This window comes from Dermatobacter hominis (assembly GCF_020715685.1).
GTDB lineage: Bacteria > Actinomycetota > Acidimicrobiia > Acidimicrobiales > Microtrichaceae > Dermatobacter > Dermatobacter hominis.
The window spans coordinates 3,445,479-3,466,196 of record NZ_CP085840.1 but is presented as its reverse complement, the minus strand read 5'-3'; the positions used below and the strand labels follow the sequence as shown (position 1 = coordinate 3,466,196).

Annotated in this window: 14 protein-coding genes; 2 read left to right on the top strand and 12 right to left on the bottom strand. The window is 72.8% G+C overall.

Going from position 1 to position 20,718, the window contains the following annotated elements; translation table 11 throughout:
• Nucleotides 1–1,932, bottom strand: a complete 1,932-nt coding sequence (locus LH044_RS16265) for an alkyl/aryl-sulfatase (protein ID WP_227756638.1) — start codon at nt 1,930–1,932, stop codon at nt 1–3.
• 89 nt (nt 1,933–2,021) lie between these two features.
• Nucleotides 2,022–2,816 (bottom strand): crotonase/enoyl-CoA hydratase family protein, encoded by a 795-nt coding sequence (locus LH044_RS16260; protein ID WP_227756637.1) that lies wholly within the window; start codon nt 2,814–2,816, stop codon nt 2,022–2,024.
• 137 nt (nt 2,817–2,953) lie between these two features.
• On the opposite strand from LH044_RS16260, the gene LH044_RS16255 reads away from it, so the two are divergent.
• Nucleotides 2,954–3,574 carry a hypothetical protein gene (locus LH044_RS16255; RefSeq protein WP_227756636.1) on the top strand — a complete coding sequence of 207 codons (621 nt, stop codon included), beginning with the start codon at nt 2,954–2,956 and terminating at the stop codon, nt 3,572–3,574.
• Nucleotides 3,575–3,583: 9 nt separating this feature from the next.
• On the opposite strand, the gene LH044_RS16250 is transcribed toward LH044_RS16255, so the two are convergent.
• The 3 genes from LH044_RS16250 to LH044_RS16240 all read right to left on the bottom strand — a co-directional run bounded on the left by LH044_RS16250 (nt 3,584) and on the right by LH044_RS16240 (nt 7,889).
• Nucleotides 3,584–4,585 carry an MBL fold metallo-hydrolase gene (locus tag LH044_RS16250; RefSeq protein ID WP_227756635.1) on the bottom strand — a complete coding sequence of 334 codons (1,002 nt, stop codon included), beginning with the start codon at nt 4,583–4,585 and terminating at the stop codon, nt 3,584–3,586.
• 40 nt (nt 4,586–4,625) lie between these two features.
• A complete protein-coding gene (locus tag LH044_RS16245; RefSeq protein WP_227756634.1) occupies nt 4,626–5,942 on the bottom strand; it encodes a hypothetical protein in 1,317 nt (438 codons plus the stop codon).
• Between the two features lie 168 nt (nt 5,943–6,110).
• Nucleotides 6,111–7,889, bottom strand: coding sequence for a hypothetical protein (locus tag LH044_RS16240; protein WP_227756633.1), 1,779 nt, complete (start codon nt 7,887–7,889; stop codon nt 6,111–6,113).
• A gap of 198 nt (nt 7,890–8,087) precedes the next feature.
• Here LH044_RS16240 and LH044_RS16235 point away from each other — a divergent pair, with 198 nt between their 5' ends.
• Nucleotides 8,088–9,623: an adenylate/guanylate cyclase domain-containing protein gene (locus LH044_RS16235; RefSeq protein ID WP_227756632.1), complete on the top strand. Its 1,536-nt coding sequence runs from the start codon at nt 8,088–8,090 to the stop codon at nt 9,621–9,623.
• Here LH044_RS16235 and LH044_RS16230 read toward each other — a convergent pair.
• The 7 genes from LH044_RS16230 to LH044_RS16200 form a co-directional block, all read right to left on the bottom strand.
• Nucleotides 9,542–10,072, bottom strand: coding sequence for a hypothetical protein (locus LH044_RS16230; protein ID WP_227756631.1), 531 nt, complete (start codon nt 10,070–10,072; stop codon nt 9,542–9,544). The two genes, LH044_RS16235 and LH044_RS16230, sit on opposite strands and share 82 nt — an antisense overlap.
• Nucleotides 10,062–10,859, bottom strand: a complete 798-nt coding sequence (locus LH044_RS16225) for a DUF2786 domain-containing protein (RefSeq protein ID WP_227756630.1) — start codon at nt 10,857–10,859, stop codon at nt 10,062–10,064. The genes LH044_RS16230 and LH044_RS16225 overlap by 11 nt, the downstream gene beginning before the upstream one ends.
• 165 nt (nt 10,860–11,024) lie before the next feature.
• The gene (locus LH044_RS16220) at nt 11,025–11,990 is read right to left on the bottom strand and encodes a CHAD domain-containing protein (RefSeq protein ID WP_227756629.1); all 966 of its coding nucleotides are present in this window, start codon (nt 11,988–11,990) and stop codon (nt 11,025–11,027) included.
• 88 nt (nt 11,991–12,078) lie between these two features.
• Nucleotides 12,079–14,430, bottom strand: coding sequence for a sodium-translocating pyrophosphatase (locus LH044_RS16215; RefSeq protein WP_227756628.1), 2,352 nt, complete (start codon nt 14,428–14,430; stop codon nt 12,079–12,081).
• A gap of 213 nt (nt 14,431–14,643) precedes the next feature.
• Complete coding sequence (locus LH044_RS16210) at nt 14,644–15,318, bottom strand: VTT domain-containing protein (protein ID WP_227756627.1); 675 nt, start codon at nt 15,316–15,318, stop codon at nt 14,644–14,646.
• Nucleotides 15,319–15,364: 46 nt separating this feature from the next.
• The gene (locus LH044_RS16205; RefSeq protein WP_227760118.1) at nt 15,365–18,394 is read right to left on the bottom strand and encodes a UPF0182 family membrane protein; all 3,030 of its coding nucleotides are present in this window, start codon (nt 18,392–18,394) and stop codon (nt 15,365–15,367) included.
• Between the two features lie 17 nt (nt 18,395–18,411).
• The gene (locus tag LH044_RS16200; protein ID WP_227756626.1) at nt 18,412–20,709 is read right to left on the bottom strand and encodes a hypothetical protein; all 2,298 of its coding nucleotides are present in this window, start codon (nt 20,707–20,709) and stop codon (nt 18,412–18,414) included.
• Between the last annotated feature and the right edge of the window lie 9 nt (nt 20,710–20,718).

The window sequence follows — 20,718 nt, the reverse complement described above, 5'->3', positions numbered from 1 at the left end:
TCAGGGCGTGACGATCGGGAAGAACAGCTCGAAGTCGTCGAGCAGGTCCGACAGCTGCGAGAGCACGCCGACGTCGCCGTCGACCGTGCTGTCCCCGTCGTCCGCGAGCTGATCCAGACGACCGGCGGTGATGGCCGCGACCAGCGCGGCGTGGGTCGTGCTGACCGTCGCCCCCGCGTCGGGGTGCGGGCCGCCGGCACGGTGGTGCAGCGCGCCGTTGGCCAGGCCGACGGCGTGGACCTCGCCCGCGCCGGCACCGCCGCCCTCGGCGGATGCGTCGCGCACCTCGAGCGTGAACGACAGGTCGAGGCCCGCGGCCCGGGGCCCGTTCAGCCGGACGCCGACGAACTGCAGCAGCATGTCGACGGTCATCGCCGCCATCACGTCGGGCTTCTCGGCGCTCTTCACGACGACCGGCGGCGGGCCGGTGCGGAGCTCCTGCGCACCCGTCAGGTAGAAAGACCGCCACGGACCCGACTCGGACTGGTAGCCGAGCTGCTCGAGCGCGTCGGCCTGCAGCGCCCGAGCCGCCATGTTCTCGGGGTCCGCGAACACGAGGTGGTCGACCACCTGCGCGACCCACCGGTAGTCGCCGGCGTCGAAGCTCTCCTGCGCCCGCCGCAGCAGCTCGTCGGCACCGCCCATGAACTCGACGTACCGCCGTCCGGACTCCACGGGCGGCAGCGGGTGCAGGTGCGCCGGGTTGCCGTCGAAGAAGCCGAGGTACCGCTGGTACACGGCCTTCACGTTGTGGTTCAGCGTGCCGTAGTAGTCGCGGTTGAAGAACTCGTCGCCAAGCGAGGGCGGCAGCGCCAGCTCCTCGGCGATCTCCAGCATCGTCAGGCCGTGGTTGGCCAGGCGCATCGTCTGGTCGTGGAGGTACCGGTAGAGGTCGCGCTGCGAGGCGAGGTGGTGGCGCATCGCCTCGGCGCCCCACCTCGGCCAGTGGTGGCTGGCGAAGCTGACATCCGCTCGGTCGGCGTAGAGCTCCAGCGACTCGTGCAGGTAGGTCGACCAGCCGAGCGCGTCGCGGATCTGGGCACCGCGGGGCGTGTAGACGTTGTGGAACACCGCCGTGCAGTTCTCGGCCATGCACAGCGCCCGGTGGTCGGGGAACAGGAAGTTCATCTCGGCCGGCGCCTCGGTCCCCGGCGTGAGCTGGAACTCGATCCGCACGCCGTCGACGACGAGCTCGGTCCCCGTCGCCGAGATGAGCTCGGTCGGCGCGATCAGCCCGAACGTGCCGAGCGGGGCGGTCTGGCCCAGCCCGCTCCCCACGAGGCCCTGCGGCCCCCGGGGCAGGAGCGTGCCGTACATGTAGGTGGCGCGGCGGGTCATCACGTTGCCGGCGATGACGTTCTCGGAGATCGCGGCCTCGAGGAAACCGGACGGGGCGATGATGCGGACGCGCCCCGCGGCGACGTCCTCGTCGGTCGTGATGCCCCGCACGCCGGCGAAGTGGTCGACGTGGCTGTGGGTGTAGATCACCGCCCTGACCGGACGCTCGCCGAGCTCCTGGTTCGCCAGGTCGAGCGCGGCCCGGGCGGTCTCGGCCGACGTCAGCGGGTCGATCACGATCCAGCCCGTCTCCCCGCGGACGAACGTGATGTTGGACAGGTCGAAGCCCCGCACCTGGTGGATGCCGTCGACGACCTCGAACAGGCCCTCGATCGAGCAGAGCTGCGACTGCCGCCAGAGGCTCGGGTTCACGGTGTCGGGCGCAGGGCCCTCGAGGAACGACCACGAGTCCAGGTCCCAGGTGACCCCTCCGCCCTCGCCGGTGATCTGGCGCTGCGGTGACGACGTCACGCGACCCCGCTCCGCAAGGTCGAAGTCCGTCCGGTCGGCGAACGGCAGCGACCCGGCCACGCGGTCGTTCGCCGCGGCGGTGCTCGGCGTGGCGGGCTTGGGCGACAGGTCGGGACCGGTCAACGGAGGCTCCTCGTCTGGGTGTCGGTGCGAGCGGGGTGCGGCTCGGGCTGTGCGGGATCCGACCGGCGCACGACGGGCCGGGCCTGCGGTCAGACGCCGGCGCCGCCGCGGCCCTCGCCGCCGGCGAAGCGCTCGGCCCCGGCGAACGTCTCGCCCGAGCGGATCGGTTCGAGGCCGAGCTCGGTCTCCCGGGCCATCGCCTCGACGAACGGGAGGTCCCACTGGTCGTAGCTGGATCGCCGGTCCGATCGCATGCACACCTGCGGGAAGCCGGCGACCTGGTGGGCGAGCGCCACGGCCGCCTCGAGGGCCTGGCCCGGGGGGCACAGCCGGTTGGCGAGACCCATCGTCTGGGCCTCGTCGCCCGACACGCCCCGGCCGGTGAGGATGAGGTCGAGCGCGTGGCTGTGACCGATCAGGCGGGGCAGCCGGACGGTCCCGCCGTCGATCAGCGGCACGCCCCAGCGCCGGCAGTACACGCCGAACGTGGCGTCCTCCGCGGCGACGCGGAGGTCGCACCACAGCGCGAGCTCGAGCCCGCCGGCCACCGCGTAGCCCTCGACGGCGGCGATCACCGGCTTGGACAGCTGCATGCGGGTGGGGCCCATCGGGCCGTCGTCGGCCACGTCCTCGGAGACCCGGTTGCCCCGGCCGTCGCTGAAGCCGATGAGGTCGGCGCCCGAGCAGAACGTGCCGCCGGACCCGGCGAGCACCGCGACCGACGCGTCGTCGTCGGCGTCGAAGGCCCGGAACGCGTCGGCGAGGAGCTGGGCGGTGGGCCCGTCGACGGCGTTGCGCACCTCGGGACGGTCGATGGTCACGATCGTGACCGGGCCGTCCCGGTCCACCGTCACGGCGGCCGTGCTGGAGGCTCCCTCGCTCACCCGGTCGACGCTAGCCCTCCACCTCGCCCCGTCACCCGCCGTTCTGGTCCTGGGCCGGAGCCGCACGACCCCCGGTCCGAGGATGCCGACGGGAGGAGCGGGTGGAATCCGGGAGGTCGGTCGTTACCGTTGACGGGGTGACCCTTGACGCAGATCTGAGCCACCCGCCCACCGGCGTGTCCGTGCCGAGCTGCCCGGTCTGCTCGGCGGACCTGCACCTGGGCGGCACGCCCAGCGCCGACGGCACCGACACCTTCCACTGCTGGACGTGCCCGAACGGCCACGGCCTCGCCATGACCCTCTCCGAGAGCTACGAGCGGCTCCAGGAGGACGAGATCGCGCAGATCTGGCAGCAGGCCCGCACCGCGGCGCCCGGGCCGCTCCCGAGTCCGTTCCACGGCGCGCCGATGGCCCGCGTCACCGTCGAGGTCGACGAGGACGAGGTCCCCGAGGGCCAGGCCGGCGATGGCCCGACCACGGCCACCGTCGTCGTGGACGTCGACGTGGAGAACCAGTTCATCTGGCTCGACGCCGGGGAGCTCGAGGAGTTCCCGGTCGACCTGCCCGACGCCCAGCCCTCCGCCGAGGAGCTCGCGACCGAGCAGGCCATCGTCGACCGCTTCGGCGCCTCGTACGAGGAGGCCGTCGAGGACCGCGAGGGCAAGGAGCTGACCGAGAAGCTCTACCGCCGCGTGGCCCGCCACCCGGGCGCGCTGAAGGCGCTCGACTCGATCGGCCGGGGCATCACCGCATACTGACCGGCGCCCTCACGAGCGGCCGTAGACCGCCATCTGGCGGAACAGCTCGAGCACGTCGGGCCGGGGGGCGTCGGGGTCCAGGTGCCGGTAGACGGTGTGGACGTTGACGACGATGCGCTCGCGCTCGCCGAGGTCCGCCCACCGGTCGAGGTCGATGTCGGCGATCGCTTCCTCGGCCGACATGCCGCCCTCGAACCGCTCGGTCGCCTCGCGCTCCACGTGGCAGAGGTAGTCGCGGACCTCGAGCAGCTCGGCCACCCCGCACACCGGACCGTGGCCGGGGACCACGGTGTGGACGCCGAGCCCGGCGACCAGGTCGATCGCGTCGCACCAGTTGCCGAGCGGTCCGGCCCACACGATCGGCGTGCCGCCGATGAAGCCGAGGTCGCCGACGAAGACGACGCCCGCGTCCGGCACGTGGACGATCACGTCGCCCGCGGTGTGGGCCGGCCCGGCCTCGATCAGCTCGACGGCGGTGCCGGCGACGTCGAGGCCCAGCGACCCGTCGAAGGTGCGCGTCGGCGGGGCGGGCGTGGCACCGGCGAAGTCGAACCGGCCGAACGCCGCGTCGACGTAGCGGTTGAGGTCCTCGTCGCCGAGGTCGTTGTCGACCATGGCGCCGAGCAGCTCGGGAGGGACGTCGTCCATCTCCTCGGCCGTCGCCCGTGAGGCGATGATCTCGACCGATCCCGCCGACCCGCTGGCGGCGGGATCGCCAACCAGCCCGTTGCCGTAGCAGTGGTCGCCGTTGGCATGGGTGTTGACGAGCGTGCCGATCGGCCGGGTGCCGGTGATCGGCCGCATCGAGTCGAGCATCTCGCGGGTGAGGTTCGAGTCGAACAACGTGTCGACGAGCAGCGAGCCGCCGTCGCCCGTGATCAGCCCGGCGTTCGACCACCCCCAGCCGCCGTCGGGCTGCAGGTACGCGTGGACGCCGTCGGCGACCTCGTGCAGCCCCCGGACGTAGCCGGGACGCACGTGGTCCGGCCCGGGCGTCGGCCCCGTCCCCATGGCGCCGAGGCTAGTTCCCCGGACCCCGGCGGGGCAGCGGTCAGAGCTCGTCGGCGTCGGGCCAGACCCCGAGCGAGTCGAGGATCGTGTCGAGGTGGCCGTCCAGCTCGTCCTCGTCCTCGGCGGAGTACACCGACGAGGCGAAGGCGTCGAAGCCCTCGGCGACGGAACCGTCCTCCCGGTACGGCCCGGCCGCGCCGATCATCCACCCCCGGGCCGACGACCAGTGCGGGGCCCGCAGTCGGAAGCGGAACATGTGGACCGCCCCGTCGTCGGGGTGCTCGCCGGCGGCCATCGTCACCACGTGCTCGAGCTCGTCGGGCCGGGCACCCAGCTCGGTGTCGGCGGCGAGCCACCGGACCAGCTCGGCCTCGGCCCTCGACCGGCCGGAGCGCCACCGCGGCGCGAGGTCGGCGAGGCGGTCGATCTCGTCGAGGCCGTCGAGCAGCTCGGCCCGCGCCTCGGGGTCGCGCGCGACGAGGTCCAGCCGCTCGGGTGCGATGGGCTGGCCCGCCGACAGCAGGGCGGTCGCCCCCAGCGCGCTGACCCGGGCGTCGGCCGAGGCGAGGACCCGGCGCAGCACCGGCGCCGACACGTCGCCGGGCAGGGCCCGGAACAGCGAGACCAGCGACCGCAGGCGGAACCGGTCGGCGCGGGTGACGTCACGGCCGGGCCGCTCGCCGTCGGACGGCGCGCCCGCGGACGTGGCCGTGCCGAGCGTGGCCCGGTCGCACGCCTCGACCAGCGACGCCACCACCGGGGCGAGGCCCCGGGCGACCGCGCGGTGCTGGCCCTCGTCCAGGCGCCCCTCCTCGACCAGCTGCTGGAGCAGCTCGGCCGCGTGCCACGCCCAGCCGGGCCGGGACGCGACGTGGACGAGCGACGGCACCATGTCCGCCGATCCGGGGACCGAGAGGGCCGGGGTGAGCAGCCCGCCCGTGGGCAGCGGCAGCAGGTCGGCGGGGCCGTCGGGACCGATCAGGAACGACAGCGACACCACGCCCTCGGCGTCGCGCCGCAGGGCCAGCAGGTGGAGCAGCACCCGGCGCACCCGCTCGGCCGAGACGAGGTAGGCCGCTTCGACCTCCCGGACCTCGACCGAACGCGGTGACCGGCACAGCAACCGGATGAGTCGGAGGGCGGGGTCGACGCGCTGGCTGCGGACCCAGGGGTACGCCAGGGTCGCCGCCCTGAGCAGGGCGCTGGCCGCTGCGGGATCGGGCGGCCGGTCGCCCCACCGGTCCACCATCATCAGACCCGACCGCCGGGACTCCTCGTCGGACCGGCGCAGCAGCGCACGGGCTTCCTCGATCTCCGGAGCGGTCAGGTTCGGAGCCCCGCCTGGTTCCGACGCCATGGCCCAAGGGTGACCGACGGCCCGGGCACCGGCAATCCGCAGGGTTACCCAGAGACCTGGTCCCCCTGGGCAGACCTTCCCGACCGCACCTCGGTGGGTCGCCCTGCGAGCTCTGTCACGGCTGGCGGCCCCGAACGGCACCGCCAGGCGTGACAAAGCGGTCAGGGGTCACTTCACGATGGTGATCGTGGCGGTGGTCGTCGTGACGTTGCCGGCCCAGTCCGACGCCGTCACCGTGAACCGGTGGGTGCCCACGGGCAGCGACGTCGAACCCCACGCCGGGCAGTCCGAGCGCACCCACGCGAGCCCCGAGCGGTCGTCGACCATGTCGCACCCGAGCGCGAGCGGCTGGCCCTTCTTGAACGTCCGACCGTCGCCGGTGATCGCCGGCCGTGGCGGCGTGGCGTCGACGAGCGCCGGTCCGACCGGGATCCACGACACGTTCCCGCCCTTGTCGGTCGCGCTCACCCACACGGCCTGGCCCTCGCCGAGCACCACGGGAGCCGGGCACGAGGCCACGCCGGAGCCGGCGTCGGTGCAGGAGAAGCTGACCGTCACCGGGGTGCGGGACCACCGGCCGACGACCGACGGGGTCGCGTTGATGGCCGGACCGGCGACGTCGTAGGCGATCGAGATGACCGCCGGCTGCGGGAACCAGTTCTGCCAGAACGGGGTCGACGAGTCGGGCACCTGGCCGACTCCGACCCGCTTGCCGCCGCACTCGAGGTTCGCACTCCGGGCCGCGGACGGGAGCCCGAAGGCGTCGGCCACGTAGGCCTGGGCCAGCGCGGTCGGTCGGAGCCCGACCCGCTGGACGTTGCCCAGGTTGTCGGTGACCACGACCTCGCACCCGGTGGGGTTCGGGAGGCCGCGGATGATCACGCCCACGGTGTTGATCGACTGCAGCTGGATGTCGCGGACCTGGGTCGAGCCGGGCGCGAACGGGGTCGGATCCGCCGTCCAGCGCGACGACGCCTGCGGGTACCAGGTCGTGGTCGTGGTGGCGGTGCCGCAGGCGTAGACCTTGCCGGGGACCGTCGGCGTGATGCCGCGCAACGTGTAGTTGCCGTCGGCGTCGGTGGTCGTGGAGATCTCCTCGGCCTTGTCCCGGCCGTCCCAGTAGACGCAGGTCCCGCCGACCGGCTGGCCGGCCCGCGTGACGCGGCCCGTCACGGTCGCGCCGGCGCTCACCGTGACCGTCGGCGTCACGGTCACCCCCGGGGCGACGAGGACCCGGGCGGCGGTCCCCTGGTCGAACCCGCCCCCGAGGTACTGGTACCGGGCGAGGCCGATGTGCACCGGGTGGGCGAAGTCGCACTCCCGGACGAGCACGAAGTAGTCGCCGGTCGGCAGGCCGGACAGCGTCGCCGTGCCGTCGGCAGCGGTCATGCCGGAACCGACGGTCGGCAGGTTCCCGACGCTCGGGATCCCCACTGCGTCGGGCGGGTCCTCCGCAGAGACGCACAGATCGGCGAGCGGTGCGTTGGCGGGATCGACCGCCTTGACCTTGATCGTGCCCCCCACCTCCAGCTGGGCGTCGATGCCCGTCACGGTCTGCCCGGCGGCGACGGAGATGTTGGGGAGCGCGGCGCCGGTTCGCACGTGGATGTCCGGGTAGTACTCGGGTGCGTACGTCCGGACGGCGCTGGACGAGCAGTACTCGAACTTCACCGACCACACGCCCGGCTCGACGTTCGTCAACGTGTAGGTGCCGTCGGCGGCGAGGTTCGACCAGCCGCTCGAGGAGTTGCCGAGCAGGGCGCAGATCCCGGACGACGGACCCACCGGGTCGCCGTTCGGGCCGGTGACCCGACCGCTGATCGTCCCGGGTGCGTCGGCGGCACCGGCCGAGGCCAACGGCGCCGCCGCCCACCCCAGCGCCACGACCACGACAACGAGCAGCTGGACCCATCGGGCGCGCCCGGTCCGGACCTGTCCCTCAGCCATCCCCGCCTCCATCGCCCCCCGCCGGTCCTCGTCGACCGGCCGAATCACCGACCCGGATGGAACCATCGCCGACGGTCCGAGGTCGAGCGACTGGGGGAATCACCCAGCGGCCGGACCCGTCCCCGAGCACCCTGCGGTGCGACGGATCCGGAGGCGGCATCGGGTCGAGCGGGGGTCGGACCCGTACACTGCCGCGGCGTGGAGCAGGCCGCGCTGGACGTCCCGGGACCGGCGCGGGCCCGCGCCACCGTCCGGGGCGTCGTGCTGCTCCAGCTGCTCGCCAACGGCCTCGGCCTGGCCGCGGTCGTCGCCTACTTCCAGTTCCTGTTCCCCGGCTCCGCCGAGGGCGAGCTCGAGTCCCGCACGATCAACCTGATCGCGTTCGGCATCTACGTGGGCGTGATGGTCCTCGTGGCGTTCCCGATCAATGCGCTGCTCCTCCGCCGGGCGGTGAGCTGGGTCCGGCTCGGCAACCCGCCGTCGGAGCGCCAGCGCCGGTTCCTGTTCAGCCTCCCCGCCTTCGAGACGCTGTCCGCGCTCGTGTCGTGGTTCGGCGCCGCGATCCTGTTCGGCGCGATCAACCAGGACGTGCAGCGCATCTCGTTCGGCCTCGCCCTGGCCGGCGTGATCACCTGCACGCTGCTCTACCTGCTGCTCGAGGGGTACTTCCGACCGCTCTACGCGCTGGCGCTCGTCGACGCCGAGCTGCCCGAGGACCGCCGGGACGTGCTGCCCCGGCTGATGCTGGCGTGGCTGCTGGGCAGCGCCGTCCCGCTGCTGGCCATCGGGCTCAACCCGCTGATCGCGCCGGTGCCGCTCGACGGCGATCGCCTCGCCTGGATCGCAGTCGTCGGTGCGCTCGCGGGCGGCCTCGTGATGGCGATCGCGTCCATCTCGGTGTCGCGCCCGCTGAACCGCGTGCGCGACGCGCTGCGCCGGATCGAGCAGGGCGACCTCGACGTGCACGTGCCGGTCGACGACCTCGGCGAGCTCGGCCGGCTGGCCGAGGGCGTCAACGACCTCGTCGCCGGCATCCGCGAGCGCGAAGCGCTGCGCGACCTCTTCGGTCGCCAGGTCGGGCAGGCCGACCTCGCGGACCTGGCGCTGTCCCACGACGAGCCCACCCGGACCGGGGACCGCCGCGAGGTCACGGTGCTGTTCGTCGACCTCCGCGGCTACACCCGGTTCTCGGAGCGCCACAGCCCCGAGGACGTCGTCGGCATGCTCAACCGCTTCTTCTCGATCGTTGTCGCCGTCGTCGACCGGGAGGGCGGCTGGATCAACAAGTTCGAGGGCGACGCCGCCCTCTGCCTCTTCGGCGCACCGCAGGACGAGCCGGACCACGCGGCGCGAGCGCTGCGGGCCGCAGCGGCGATCCCCCGCGAGCTCGAACGCTCCGACGGCCTGCTGCGGGCCGGCATCGGCGTCGCCACCGGCGAGGTGATCGCCGGGTTCGTCGGGACACCCGAGCGGTTCGAGTACACCGTGATCGGCGACGTCGTGAACGTGGCCTCCCGGCTGTGCGACCTGGCCAAGGACGACGGCACCGGCGTGCTGGCGACCCGGGCCACCGTCGACGCCGCGGGCCGGCCCGAGGAGTGGCAGCCCGCCGGGCGCATCGCCGTGCGCGGGCGACGGGAGAAGGCAGAGGTCTACTCGCTGGCGCCGGAGCCGGGCCCCTGGTGGGCGAGGATCACGCCGCGATCCGCGAGGGCGAGCCGCAGCGCGCCGTAGGCGTGCACCCCGAGGTGCCGCCGCCACAGGCGGCACAGCGCGTCGACGAACCGGGGTCCGTGGCCGGGCTCGACCGCCCAGCGCTGCGGGCTGCGGTACGAGCCGGCGGCGACGTGCGCGAGCTCGTGCACGACGGTCACCGCGTCCCACGAGCCGTCCCGGATCCAGATGACGGCGTCCCACCCGTCGTCGGTGACGTGCGCCGCCGAGTAGGTCGCGCCGCGCGACCGGCGGTGGAGCGCGGCCGAGACCGGCGCCTCGGGGAACTGCTCCTCCCACCACGGCTCGGCCATGGCGAGTTGCACGAAGGCCTCGAGATCGGCGAAGCGGCGGAAGCGGCGCCCACCGTCGGGCAGCGCCTCGTCCTCGGCGGCGTAGACGGCCGAGCGGGCCGGGTCCGACGCCGCGGCGGCCGATCGGACCTGGGCCCTGGTGGGCTCAGCGGCCACGGGGCAAGGTCCGCCGCCCGCCCACCGCGTCCCGCGTGAGGGCGGCGTCCCGGCCCGCCGCCCGACCGGCGTGGTGCCCGGCCCGGGAGCCGCCGGTCGAGGCCCGGGTGGTCTGGGTGTACGGGAAGCGCTTGCGGAACTCGTCGCGCACCTCCTCGGACCGCTCGACGAGGACCAGCGACACGGAGTGCTCGCCCTGGTTGCCCCGACGGGCGTCGGCGTGGGCGGCGTCGGCGTCCCGGGCGGCGACCTCGCGGTCGGCCTGGAGGCGGGTGCCCACCTCCTCGGCGAAGCCGATGATGAAGCTGCGCCGCCACCCCGCCGACTGCGACGAGCTCAGGCCCTTCGGGTATCGGGCGAGCATGGCCGACGTGAGCTGGACCATCAGGCTGGTCACCAGCGTCTCCACCCAGCGCAGGTCCGTGGGGAACCCGACGATCGCGATCACCTCTCCTTCGCGGGCCGACCCGGCGCCGAAGCGGATCGCCCGGCACCCGTGGGCACGGGCCACCCCGCCGACGAGGACCGCCTTCTGACCGACGTACGGCGCGTGGACGACCAGGCGCATCTCCGTCGGCTGCTCCCTGGCGGTGGACCGGGCCGCCCAGAGCACGGCCTCGTCGATGGCGAAGCGGGCGATGAGCTCGGACGCCTTGTTGAAGAACGCCTCGGCCTCTTCGGGGAACTCGGTGGCCTCGGCCTTGGCGAGCAGGCTGCGGATCGTGGCCAGCCGGCGGTCGTCGACCTCGTCGGTGCCGTCGGGCCGGGGGCGGTGCGCATCAGGCATGGCGGCCAGACTGGCACGGCCCCCTGACGACCGTCACCGGGGACCGCGCCCCAGCGGGTTCTCATGTCATCCGTGCGTCACAGAGCCCACTTGGTGGCGTCAGAAACCGGGGGTCAGAGCGGGGTGGGGTCAGAGACGGGGTGGGGGTCAAAGACGGGTTGGGCGTCAGTCGTCGGGGTCGAGGAGGGCGTGGAGGCGCCGGCGCAGCTTGGGCCGGTCGAACTCGGCCCACGCGTCACGGCAGTGGGCGTGGGCCTGCTCGGCGTCCCGGTGCAGCGAGTCGGCCAGCACGCCCGCCGCCAGCGCGGCCCGGCCGCCCTCCTCCACACCGGTCTGCTCGATGAGCGCCGCCTGGACGTGGTGGTCCTGCAGCCGCCCGAGCGTGTCCTGGAGGTCCGACAGGTCCCGGAGGACCTTGTCGAAGCTGCCCTTCTCGTAGAGCGGCGCGAACGACGCGATCAGGTAGCGGAACCGCTTGATCGCCTTGCGCAGGTCGTGCCACGCCTCGAGGTCGTCGGTCTTCATCGCCAGCTTGCCCCGCTTGCGCAGCCGCTTGAACGCCCGCAGCACGAGCGCGTCCGCCACCGCGCCGGTGGGTCGGCGCGCGTCGGGCCCGGGCTCGCCGCCGCCGACCCGGAACACCGTCGACATCGCCTGCCACCGCCGGAGCAGCACCGGGTAGCGCTCGCCGTCCAGCGCGGCGACGAGCTCGTCGAACGCGGCGTCGCGCCGGCGCTCGAACGCCGCGACCACGTCGTCCACCCCGTCGCCCAGCTCGGGCACCACACGGCGGCCCAGCGTCGGCAGGTCCTCGAGCAGCACGTCGAGGTCCCGGACCGGCGACGTGACGTTGGCCATCCAGGAGGCCAGCGCCATCAACAGGACGAGCTCCTCCTCGGGGAACACGTGCCGGCCGGCCGCCATGAGCGACCGGGCCCGCCGCAGGTTCACCCGGAACTGGTGCAGCTCCTCGGCGTCGGTGTCGACGCGCACGCCGGGTTCGCGGTCCCGGAACGCCTCCAGGTAGCCGCCGAGCACCAGCGGCAGGACCCGGCCCGCCGGCTGGTCACGGTCGGCCGGACCGAGTCGCCACGGGTCCGACCCTCCCCCCGCCTGTGCTCCTGACGCCATCGGACCAGTCTCGCAGCAGTTCTCGGCGATCCAACGCCAACTCGGCCACCCCGCCGTCGCGGTGACGGCGTCGTTCAGGGCTGCGGCGTCAGGACGACGCCGCAGCCGCCTCGTCGTCGCCGAACGAGGTCGTCTGCGACTTCGAGTAGATGACCGACCCGATGACCACGACCAGCGCCGCGCCGGCGATCAGGTAGCGGGCGACGTCGTTGTCGTCGAGGGTCAGGATCGCGGGCAGGACCAGCAGCGACACCAGGTTCATCACCTTGATGAGCGGGTTGATCGCCGGGCCGGCGGTGTCCTTGAACGGGTCGCCGACGGTGTCGCCGATCACCACGGCCTTGTGGACGTCGGAGCCCTTGCCGCCGAGGTTGCCCTCCTCGATGTACTTCTTGCCGTTGTCCCAGGCACCGCCCGAGTTCGACAGGAAGTTGGCCATCAGGGCGCCGACCACGATCGTCGCGGCCAGGTAGCCGCCGAGGGCGTAGGCGCCGAGGCCGAAGCCGACGACCACCGGCATGAGCACCGCCAGCAGGGCCGGGGTGGTCAGCTCGCGCAGGGCGGCACCGGTGCAGATGTCGATGACCGGGCCGTAGTCGGGCTTCTCGGAGTAGTCCATGATCCCGGGCTTCTCCCGGAACTGGCGGCGCACCTCCTGGACCACGGTGCCGGCGGTGCGGCCCACGGCGAGGATGGCGAGCGACGAGAAGAGGAACACGACCGTGCCGCCGACGAGGGCGCCGGCGAACGTCTTCGGATCCGCGATGTTGATCGAGATCGCGTCGAACGCCGCGGCCACGTCGAGCTCCCGGACGGCGTTGCCGACGCCTGTCTGCGCGGTCGAGGCGATCGTCTCGCGGAACGAGGCGAACAGCGCCACCGCCGCGATGACCGCCGAGCCGATCGCGAAGCCCTTGGTGACGGCCTTGGTGGTGTTGCCCACCGTGTCGAGGCCGTCGAGGATCCGCTCGGTCTCGCCCTCGAGCTCGCCCGACATCTCGGCGATGCCCTGGGCGTTGTCGGCGATCGGACCGAAGGTGTCCTCGGCGACGACGATGCCGGTGGTCGACAGCATGCCGATGCCGGTCAGGGCGACCATGTAGAAGGCGAACAGCGAGCTGCCCCCGCCGAGGCCGAGGCCGACGAGGATGGCGACGGCGATGGCGACGACCGCCCACACCGCGGACTCCATGCCGGACGAGATGCCCGACAGCACCACGGTGGCGGGACCGGTGCGGCCCGACTCGGCGATGTCCTTCACGGGCTGGAACTGGCTCGACGTGTAGTACTGCGTGATGCGGCTGGCGGCCTGGCCGAGCACGACGCCGGCCACGATGGCCAGGAACATGCGGAGGCCGACGTTGCTGACCTCGGCGCCGCGGGGGTCGCCGACGTAGGCGAAGGCGATGACCGCCGCGCCCACCAGCGCGATGACCGAGGCGATGTTGAGGCCGCGGTTGATCGGCTTCAGGGCGTCGGTCTCGCCGGCCCGGGCCTTGACCAGGTAGATCGACACGAGCGAGGCGAGCAGGCCGACGGCCATCATCGCCAGCGGGAAGATCAGGCCCTTGGCGGCGTTGGCGCCGCCGATGCCGATCGCCCGGAAGGCGGTCACGCCGAGGATGATGTTGGCGACGAGGACGACGCCGAAGGACTCGAAGAGGTCCGAGGCCATGCCGGCGCAGTCGCCGACGTTGTCCCCGACGTTGTCGGCGATCGTCGCCGGGTTCCGCTTGTCGTCCTCGGGGATGCCGGCCTCCACCTTGCCGACGAGGTCGGCGCCGACGTCGGCCGCCTTGGTGAAGATGCCGCCGCCGACGCGGAGGAACAGGGCGAGCAGCGAGCCGCCGAACCCGAACCCGACGAGGATCGCGGAGGCCGTGTTCTGGAAGATCATCACGATGAGCGTGGCGCCGAGCAGACCCAGGCCGGCGGTGAAGAGGCCGATCGTGCCGCCGGCGCGGAACGCCACCTGGAGGGCGGCGTCCATCGAGCCGGTCTTGGCTGCGGCGGCGGTGCGCACGTTGGCCCGCGTGGCGAGCCACATGCCGACGAAGCCGATGAAGCCGGAGAACAGGGCGCCGGCGAGGAACGCGAGGGTGCGGAAGATGCCCGACTGGACCCGGTCGAGGCCCTCGGTGCCCGACACGTTCAGCACCTCTGTCGAGGTGATGAACACGACGACGGCGAGCGGCACGACGATGATCAGGATCGTGCGGAACTGGCGCTTGATGTAGGCCATCGCGCCCTCCTGCACCGCAGAGGCGATCTCGCCCATCTCGGCGGTGCCGGTGTCGTTGCGCAGGACGCCCTGCATCATGATCCAGCCGGCCACCAGGGCGATCAGGGCGACCGCCACGGCGAAGATCAGCCAGAACCACTCCGCTCCCCCGAGCGTGAAGATCTGGTAGCCGCCCTCGGCGGCGAACGTCTGCAACATTGAATCCCTCGCGATGGTCGTGTCAGGCCCGCACCGGCTCACCCGTGGAGCCCACCCCCTGGGGCGACGCGGGCGCGGACCGGGAGAGATCCCGGTCCCAGCGGTACCGGGGCAGTTCAGTGGACGCCGGAGCCGCCGTCAAAACCGCCCGGGTGCCGTCCCGACCACCGGTCGGGCCGGATCGGGATCGGCGCCGTCAGGCCGGCGGCCGCCTCAGGCGGCGTGGTCCTCGGCGCGCTTCTTCTCGCGCCGGGACCTGATGACCTCGATCGCGATCGGGATCAGCGACACGGCGACCACGAGGAGCAGGGCGATCTCGATGTTGTCCCGGATGATCGCGACGTTGCCGAGGAAGTAGCCCAGCGTGGTGACGCCGATTCCCCACAGGAACCCGCCGATCACGTTGAACCGGACGAACGTCTTGTACTCCATCTGACCGGCCCCGGCCACGATCGGGCAGAAGGTCCGGACGATCGGCACGAAGCGGGCGAGGACGATGGCGCGCGGGCCGTGGCTCTCGAAGAACTCCTGCGCCTTCTCGAGGTGCTCCTGCTTGAAGAACCGGGAGTCCGGGCGCCGGAACAGGGCCGGACCGGCCTTGCGCCCGAAGAGGTACCCGACCTGGTCGCCCGCCACGGCGGCGACGAACACGCCGATCAGCACCACCCAGATGTTGAAGTGGATCGAGTCGGTCCCGGTCCGGAAGGCCCCGGCCGACGCCATCCCGGCGATGAAGAGCAGCGAGTCGCCCGGCAGGAAGAACCCGATCAGCAGGCCGGACTCGGCGAAGACGATGGCGAAGAGGAGGATGTAGCCCCCGCTGCGGATCAGCTTCTCGGGATCCAGCCAGTCCGGCAGCAGCGCGAACACGGTCGCCAGGGTCAGCACGGGCGATCAGGGTAGCGGTCGATCACCGGAACGACCCAGCCCCGGCTCAGCCGCCGCCGGCGGCGGTGCCCGTCGCGGCGGGGGGTGCGGTCGTCGTCGTGGTGCTCGACGCGGTCGAGCCGGGCGCGGTCGTGGACGTCGCCTTCTCGAGCGCGGCGTCGGCCTGGCGCACCAGGTCGCGGGCCTGGGCGACCGCGGTCTGGTAGCCGCCGAGGTCGCCGGCCTTCAGCCTGTCGTCCGCCTCGGCGAACTTCGCGTCGGCGTCGGCCAGCAGCTGCGTCGCCGTCCGGCCGCCCTCCTGCGGCGTCGTCGTGGTGGTCGTGGTCCCGCCGTCGGGGGGCGGGACGGGCTCGGCCGGCTGCTCCACCGCCCCGTCGGCGTCGCCGTCGAGCAGGTCCGCCACGGCCACGTCGATCGTGTCGCCGAAGCCGACGACGTCGCCGTTGGTCACCGCGACCCGGGTCAGCGCGAACCGCCCGCTCTGCTCGGCCTTCGCGTACACGGGCCGCACGTACAGCAGCGAGTCCCGGAAGGGCAGGATCAGCATGTTGCCGTAGCGGACGCTCGACCCGTTCCGGCCCACGATCGTCTGGTACTCCGACACGCGGGCGTCGGTCACGATCGTCTGGTTGGCCTGCAGCGGCCCGTCGACCTTGGGTGCGGACCCGCCGGACGTCTCGCCGTCGGACGCCATGACGATCTGTCTGAGCTTGCCGTAGCTGCCCGGGTCGTTCGACGCGACCATCAGCGCGGTCAGGTTGCGTCCGCTCTCGTCGCCGGACGCGAGCACGAACGGCCGCGTCAGGACGAACTCCGGCTGGGAGTCGGGCGTGAGCTGGATCATCTGGTAGTAGGGCTGGATCCGGTCGAGGTTCGACGTGGCCTGCCCGGTCGTCGGGTCCGTCGTGATCGGGGTCGACGCCGAGTTCGGCGGCTGCTGGGCGACGCTCCAGCGGTCGCTGTTGTTGAAGAACGCCGACGGGTCCGACTGGTGGTAGCGGCCCCAGAGCGTGGTCTGGACCTCGAACAGCAGCTCGGGGTACCGGAAGTGGCGGCTGAGCGAGTCGGGGATGTCGGTCTCGTACAGGTCGGGGAAGGCCTTGGCGTACGCCCGGATGATCGGGTCCTTCTCGCCGCCGTACAGGGTGTCGGTGAGGTACATCGTCACCGTGCCGTCGTAGGCGTCGACCACGGCCTTGACGCTGTTGCGGATGTAGTTGAACGAGCCGTTCACCGACGCGTCGATGGTGCGGGCGTCGATCTCCTCGCCGTACGGGTAGGTGTCGGCGGTCGTGTAGGCGTCGACGATGTACTTGATCCGGCCGTCGACCATCACGGGGTACGGATCGGTGTCGAGCGTCAGGTACGGGGCGATGGTCCGGACCCGCTCCTTGACGTCGCGCTGGTAGATGACCTTCGACTTGTCGGTGAGGTTGCTCGAGATCAGCGGTTCGATCTCGCCGAAGCGCAGGGCGAAGGCGGCCCGGCGGAAGACCGAGTCGAGCGCCACGCCCGACTTGCCGGTGTACTTCGTCGACACCTGGTCGGTCGACAGCTCCTTCTGGTCCGTGCCGACGATGGCGTACCCCGCCATGTCCTCGCCGTGGTAGATCTCGGGCCGCTCCAGCTCGGGGAGCCCGGTCGTGCGGGCGGGGATGCCCTGGACCAGGAAGTCGGGCTCGCCGCGGGCGTTGGTGGTGTTGGCCGGCGCCAGCGCCAGGCCGTAGCCGTGGGTGAAGACGAGGTGGAGCTTTTCCCACGTCGGGTTCTGGATCCCGCTGGCGTTCAGCTCCCGGGCCGACACGATGGCCGGGACCCGGCTCGTCGCCCCCGCGCTCTCGGGGTCCTCGACCGTGTACCGGTCCACGTCGACGTCGTCGAACTGGTAGAACTCGCGCTCGAACTCGAGCTCCTGGATCGTCGGCTTGATGACGTCGGGGTCGAGCAGGCGGGCGTCGGTGAGGTTGACCCGCTGGCCGTCGATGGCCTCCTGCGTGACGGTCTTCTGGTAGTCGAAGTTGACCTGCTCCACCGATGCCAGGCCGAGTGCGTCCCGCGTGGCCTCGATGTTGCGCTCGATGTACGGCCGCTCCTTCGAGAGCTCGGCGGGCGAGACCTGGAAGCGCTGGACGAACGCCGGGTACACCGAGCCGACCACCAGGGCGACCAGCACCCACAGGGACACCACGATGCCCGGCATGATCCAGCCGCGGCGCCAGATGTTGATGATGAACAGCACCGCGACGAAGACCGAGATCAGGATGAGGAACTCGATCGCGGGGATGCGGGAGTTCACGGCCGTGTAGCCCGCGCCGTCGAACGACTTGCCGGCGGTGAACGTGAGCTCGTAGCGCTGCAGCACGTAGTCGGCGGCCTTCACCAGCGCCGTGGCGGCCAGCAGCACGGAGATCTGCGCCTTGGCGTTCTGGGTGATCCGCTCGCCCATCGGCTGCAGCCGGATCGCGCCGTTCAGGTAGTGGACGATCGCCACGATCACGACCGTGACGAGCAGGAACGCGAACAGCCAGTCCACCACCTGCGACAGGAACGGCAGCTTGAAGACGTAGAAGCCGATGTCGGTGCCGAACTGCGCGTCGGCCTTGTCGAACGAGCCGCCGTAGCGGAACAGGAGCCAGGACCGCCACTGGCTCGCGGCGCCCAGCCCGGGGACGACGGCGACGAGGAGCGCGAGGCCGAAGCTCAGGACCCGCTGGCGACCGGCGACCAGCTGCCGGTAGCGGACCACGACGTCGTCCTCGGGGCCGGTGACCGGCCGGAACTTGGGCGCCAGGCGGTCGGCGACCAGCAGGTTGATCCAGAGGATCAGGAAGAAGACGAGCGTGGCGCCGATGCCGAGCGTGAGCCGGGCCGACAGCAGCCGTCGCCAGACGGCGGTCAGGTCGAGCGAGTCGAACCACAGGTAGTCGGTCCAGAAGGTGGCGATGGCCCGCAGCGACAGCGCCAGCACCACGAGCACGCCGATGAGGATGCCGACGATCCAGCGCACCCGGTTCGGCCGCGGACCCCGTTCCTTGCGCCGCTCGCGCCGCGAGGGGCGGGGCATGTCGTCGGGCATCCGCACGGCGGAGGAGGTTACCGAGGGGGTGGGACCAGGATGCATCGGCATCCTGAGTGCGCCGGGGGGATCACGTCCCCGGTCGGAAAGGTCGCGCCGCAGCTCACCGAGCCGGCCAGCGCGTTGTCCTCGGCGTCGCTGCACGGCAGCCCGCCGTTGTCGACCATCCAGCACCAGGCGGTCCCCTGCCCTGCCGCGGCCTGCTCGCCCAGCGCGAAGCCCGACGCCGCCAGGTCGCCGGCCAGCTCGGGGACCGACCGCGTGCGCCACTCGCGGTACGCGGCGCGCACGTGGTCGCCGAGCTCGGCCAGTTCGACGCCCTCGTCGGCGGCGTGCTCGAGCGCCCGCTGGATGTGCGCCCGGCGCAGACCGAGGAGCTCGGCGACACGGATCTCGAGCCCGCCCTCGACGACCTCGTCGTCGAGCCGGTCGCCGACCGGGCCCGGGTGCTCGGCGCCGGACTCGGCGTCCCAGAACGCCGCGCCGGCAGCCGCCGCCGCTGCGTAGTCGGCCCGGAGGGCGTCGATGAACGTGGCGACGTCCTCGCCCTCGGGGAGCAGGGCATCGAGCTCGGGCATGCCGCGCCGGATGCGGCGCAGGCGGTCGAGGACCTCGTTCTGCTCGTCGGACACCAGGCGCTTGAGCGACCGGGCGAGCGACTTCTCGGTCGGCGCCAGGAGGGCGTCCCGCCGGTCCAGCGCGGACGTGGCCGCGACGGCCTCGGCGACTGTGTCGTCGCCGGCGCCCGGCACCACGACCTCGACCGCAGTGGACTCGATCACCGCAGCCACCTGGTCGCCGTCGTCGGGCCCGTCGGGCTCGGTGACGTCGTCGGCCGGTTGCTCCAGCACGACGACCGACGCCAGCCCGGCGGCGTCGCCGTCGTCGGTGTCGTCCGCCTCGTCGAGGTCGTCCTCGTCGTCGGCGAAGGCGTCGTCGAGGACCGCGGCCGCACCGCCGGCGTCGACCGACGGCCCGAGGTCGTCGTCGCGTCGGCGCTCGGCCCGGATGCGCTCGAACAGGTCGTGCACCGTCGCACCGGGGCTGGGCTCCTCGTCGGTGTCGACGATCGTCGTGACCCGCTCGGTCGCGATGCCCTCGTCGGCCGGGGCGCCACCGCCCGGCTCGTCGGCTCCTGGACCGCCCTCGGCCGGTGGGTCGGGCTCGTCGGCGACGTCGATCACGACCTCTCCGACCGTGACCTCGTCGACCGCGACGGTGCCGATCGCGTCGTCGGGCGGGATCGTGCCCGCCTCCGACAGGTCGATGTCGCCCGGGGACAGCGCCTCCTCGGCCAGCAGGTCATCATCGGGGTCCTCGAGCAGCGGCAGCCCGCCCAGGGTGAGGCCGGTCTCGAGCTCGGCCACGACCTCGTCGATGTCGTCGTCGACCGCCGCGGCCGCGGCGTCGGCGGCCCGCTGGGCCTGGTCGTCGGCGCCGGAGAGCTCGGCGATGACCTGCGTGACCCGATCGCCCGCGGTCCCGAGCGCCTCGACGATGCGGTCCCGGCCGGCGCGGGCGGCCTCGATCTGGCGGCGGGCGGTGCGCCGCCGCTCGGCCAGGTCCTGCAGCATCTGCCGCCGGAGCTGGCGCGCCTCCTCGACCATCGCCCGACCCTCGGCGCGAGCGCGCTCGACCTCGGCCGCCGCAGCCTCGCGCGACTCCTCGCGCAGGCGGTCGCCCTCGGCGTGGGCGCCGTCGAGCTCGATCTGCGCAGCCTCGCGGATGCCGCTCGCGACGGCCTCCGCCTCGGCGGTGCGCTCGTCGAGCACGGTCTTGGCCGCGGCGAGGAGCGAGTCGTGCTCCGCGGATGCCTCGGCGCGCAGCCGGTCGGCGTGGTCCTGCGCCTCCGCCCTGGTCGCCTCGGCGGCGGCGGTCGCCTCCTCGTGCAGGCGGGCGGCGTCGTCGCGGAGCGCCGTCGCCTCGTCGGTCAGGGCGGCGGCGCTGGCGGTGGCCGCCTCCTCGGTCTCGGCCACCAGGCGAGCGGCCTGCTCCTCGGCCTTGGCGCGGATCTCGCTGGCGGCCTCCCGGGCTGCGGCGACGATGCGGGCCGTCTCCTCGCCCAGCACGGCGGTGATCCGCTGCTCGTCCAGCTCCTGCGACTGCTCCAGGCGACGCTCGAGCTCGTCGAGGCGGGCGACGAGGCGGTCGTCGCGCTCCTTCCAGGCCCGCAGCGCATCGGAGGCCCGGCCGAGCATCGCCCGGACCTCGGCCGGCTCGAACCCCTTGCGCGCCCGGGTGAACCCCGCCGAGGCGAGCGTGCCGGCATCCAGATCAGGCGGATCGGGCACGGGATCGGACACGAGGTCGGCCATGGCCGAATG

Coding starts and splice junctions, on each gene's coding strand:
- LH044_RS16250 (WP_227756635.1), bottom strand. CDS start 4,585: ATGGGGACGGGGCCGACGCCCGGGCCGGACCACGTGCGTCCCGGCTAC.
- LH044_RS16245 (WP_227756634.1), bottom strand. CDS start 5,942: ATGGCGTCGGAACCAGGCGGGGCTCCGAACCTGACCGCTCCGGAGATC.
- LH044_RS16240 (WP_227756633.1), bottom strand. CDS start 7,889: ATGGCTGAGGGACAGGTCCGGACCGGGCGCGCCCGATGGGTCCAGCTG.
- LH044_RS16225 (WP_227756630.1), bottom strand. CDS start 10,859: ATGCCTGATGCGCACCGCCCCCGGCCCGACGGCACCGACGAGGTCGAC.
- LH044_RS16220 (WP_227756629.1), bottom strand. CDS start 11,990: ATGGCGTCAGGAGCACAGGCGGGGGGAGGGTCGGACCCGTGGCGACTC.
- LH044_RS16215 (WP_227756628.1), bottom strand. CDS start 14,430: ATGTTGCAGACGTTCGCCGCCGAGGGCGGCTACCAGATCTTCACGCTC.
- LH044_RS16205 (WP_227760118.1), bottom strand. CDS start 18,394: ATGCCCGACGACATGCCCCGCCCCTCGCGGCGCGAGCGGCGCAAGGAA.
- LH044_RS16200 (WP_227756626.1), bottom strand. CDS start 20,709: ATGGCCGACCTCGTGTCCGATCCCGTGCCCGATCCGCCTGATCTGGAT.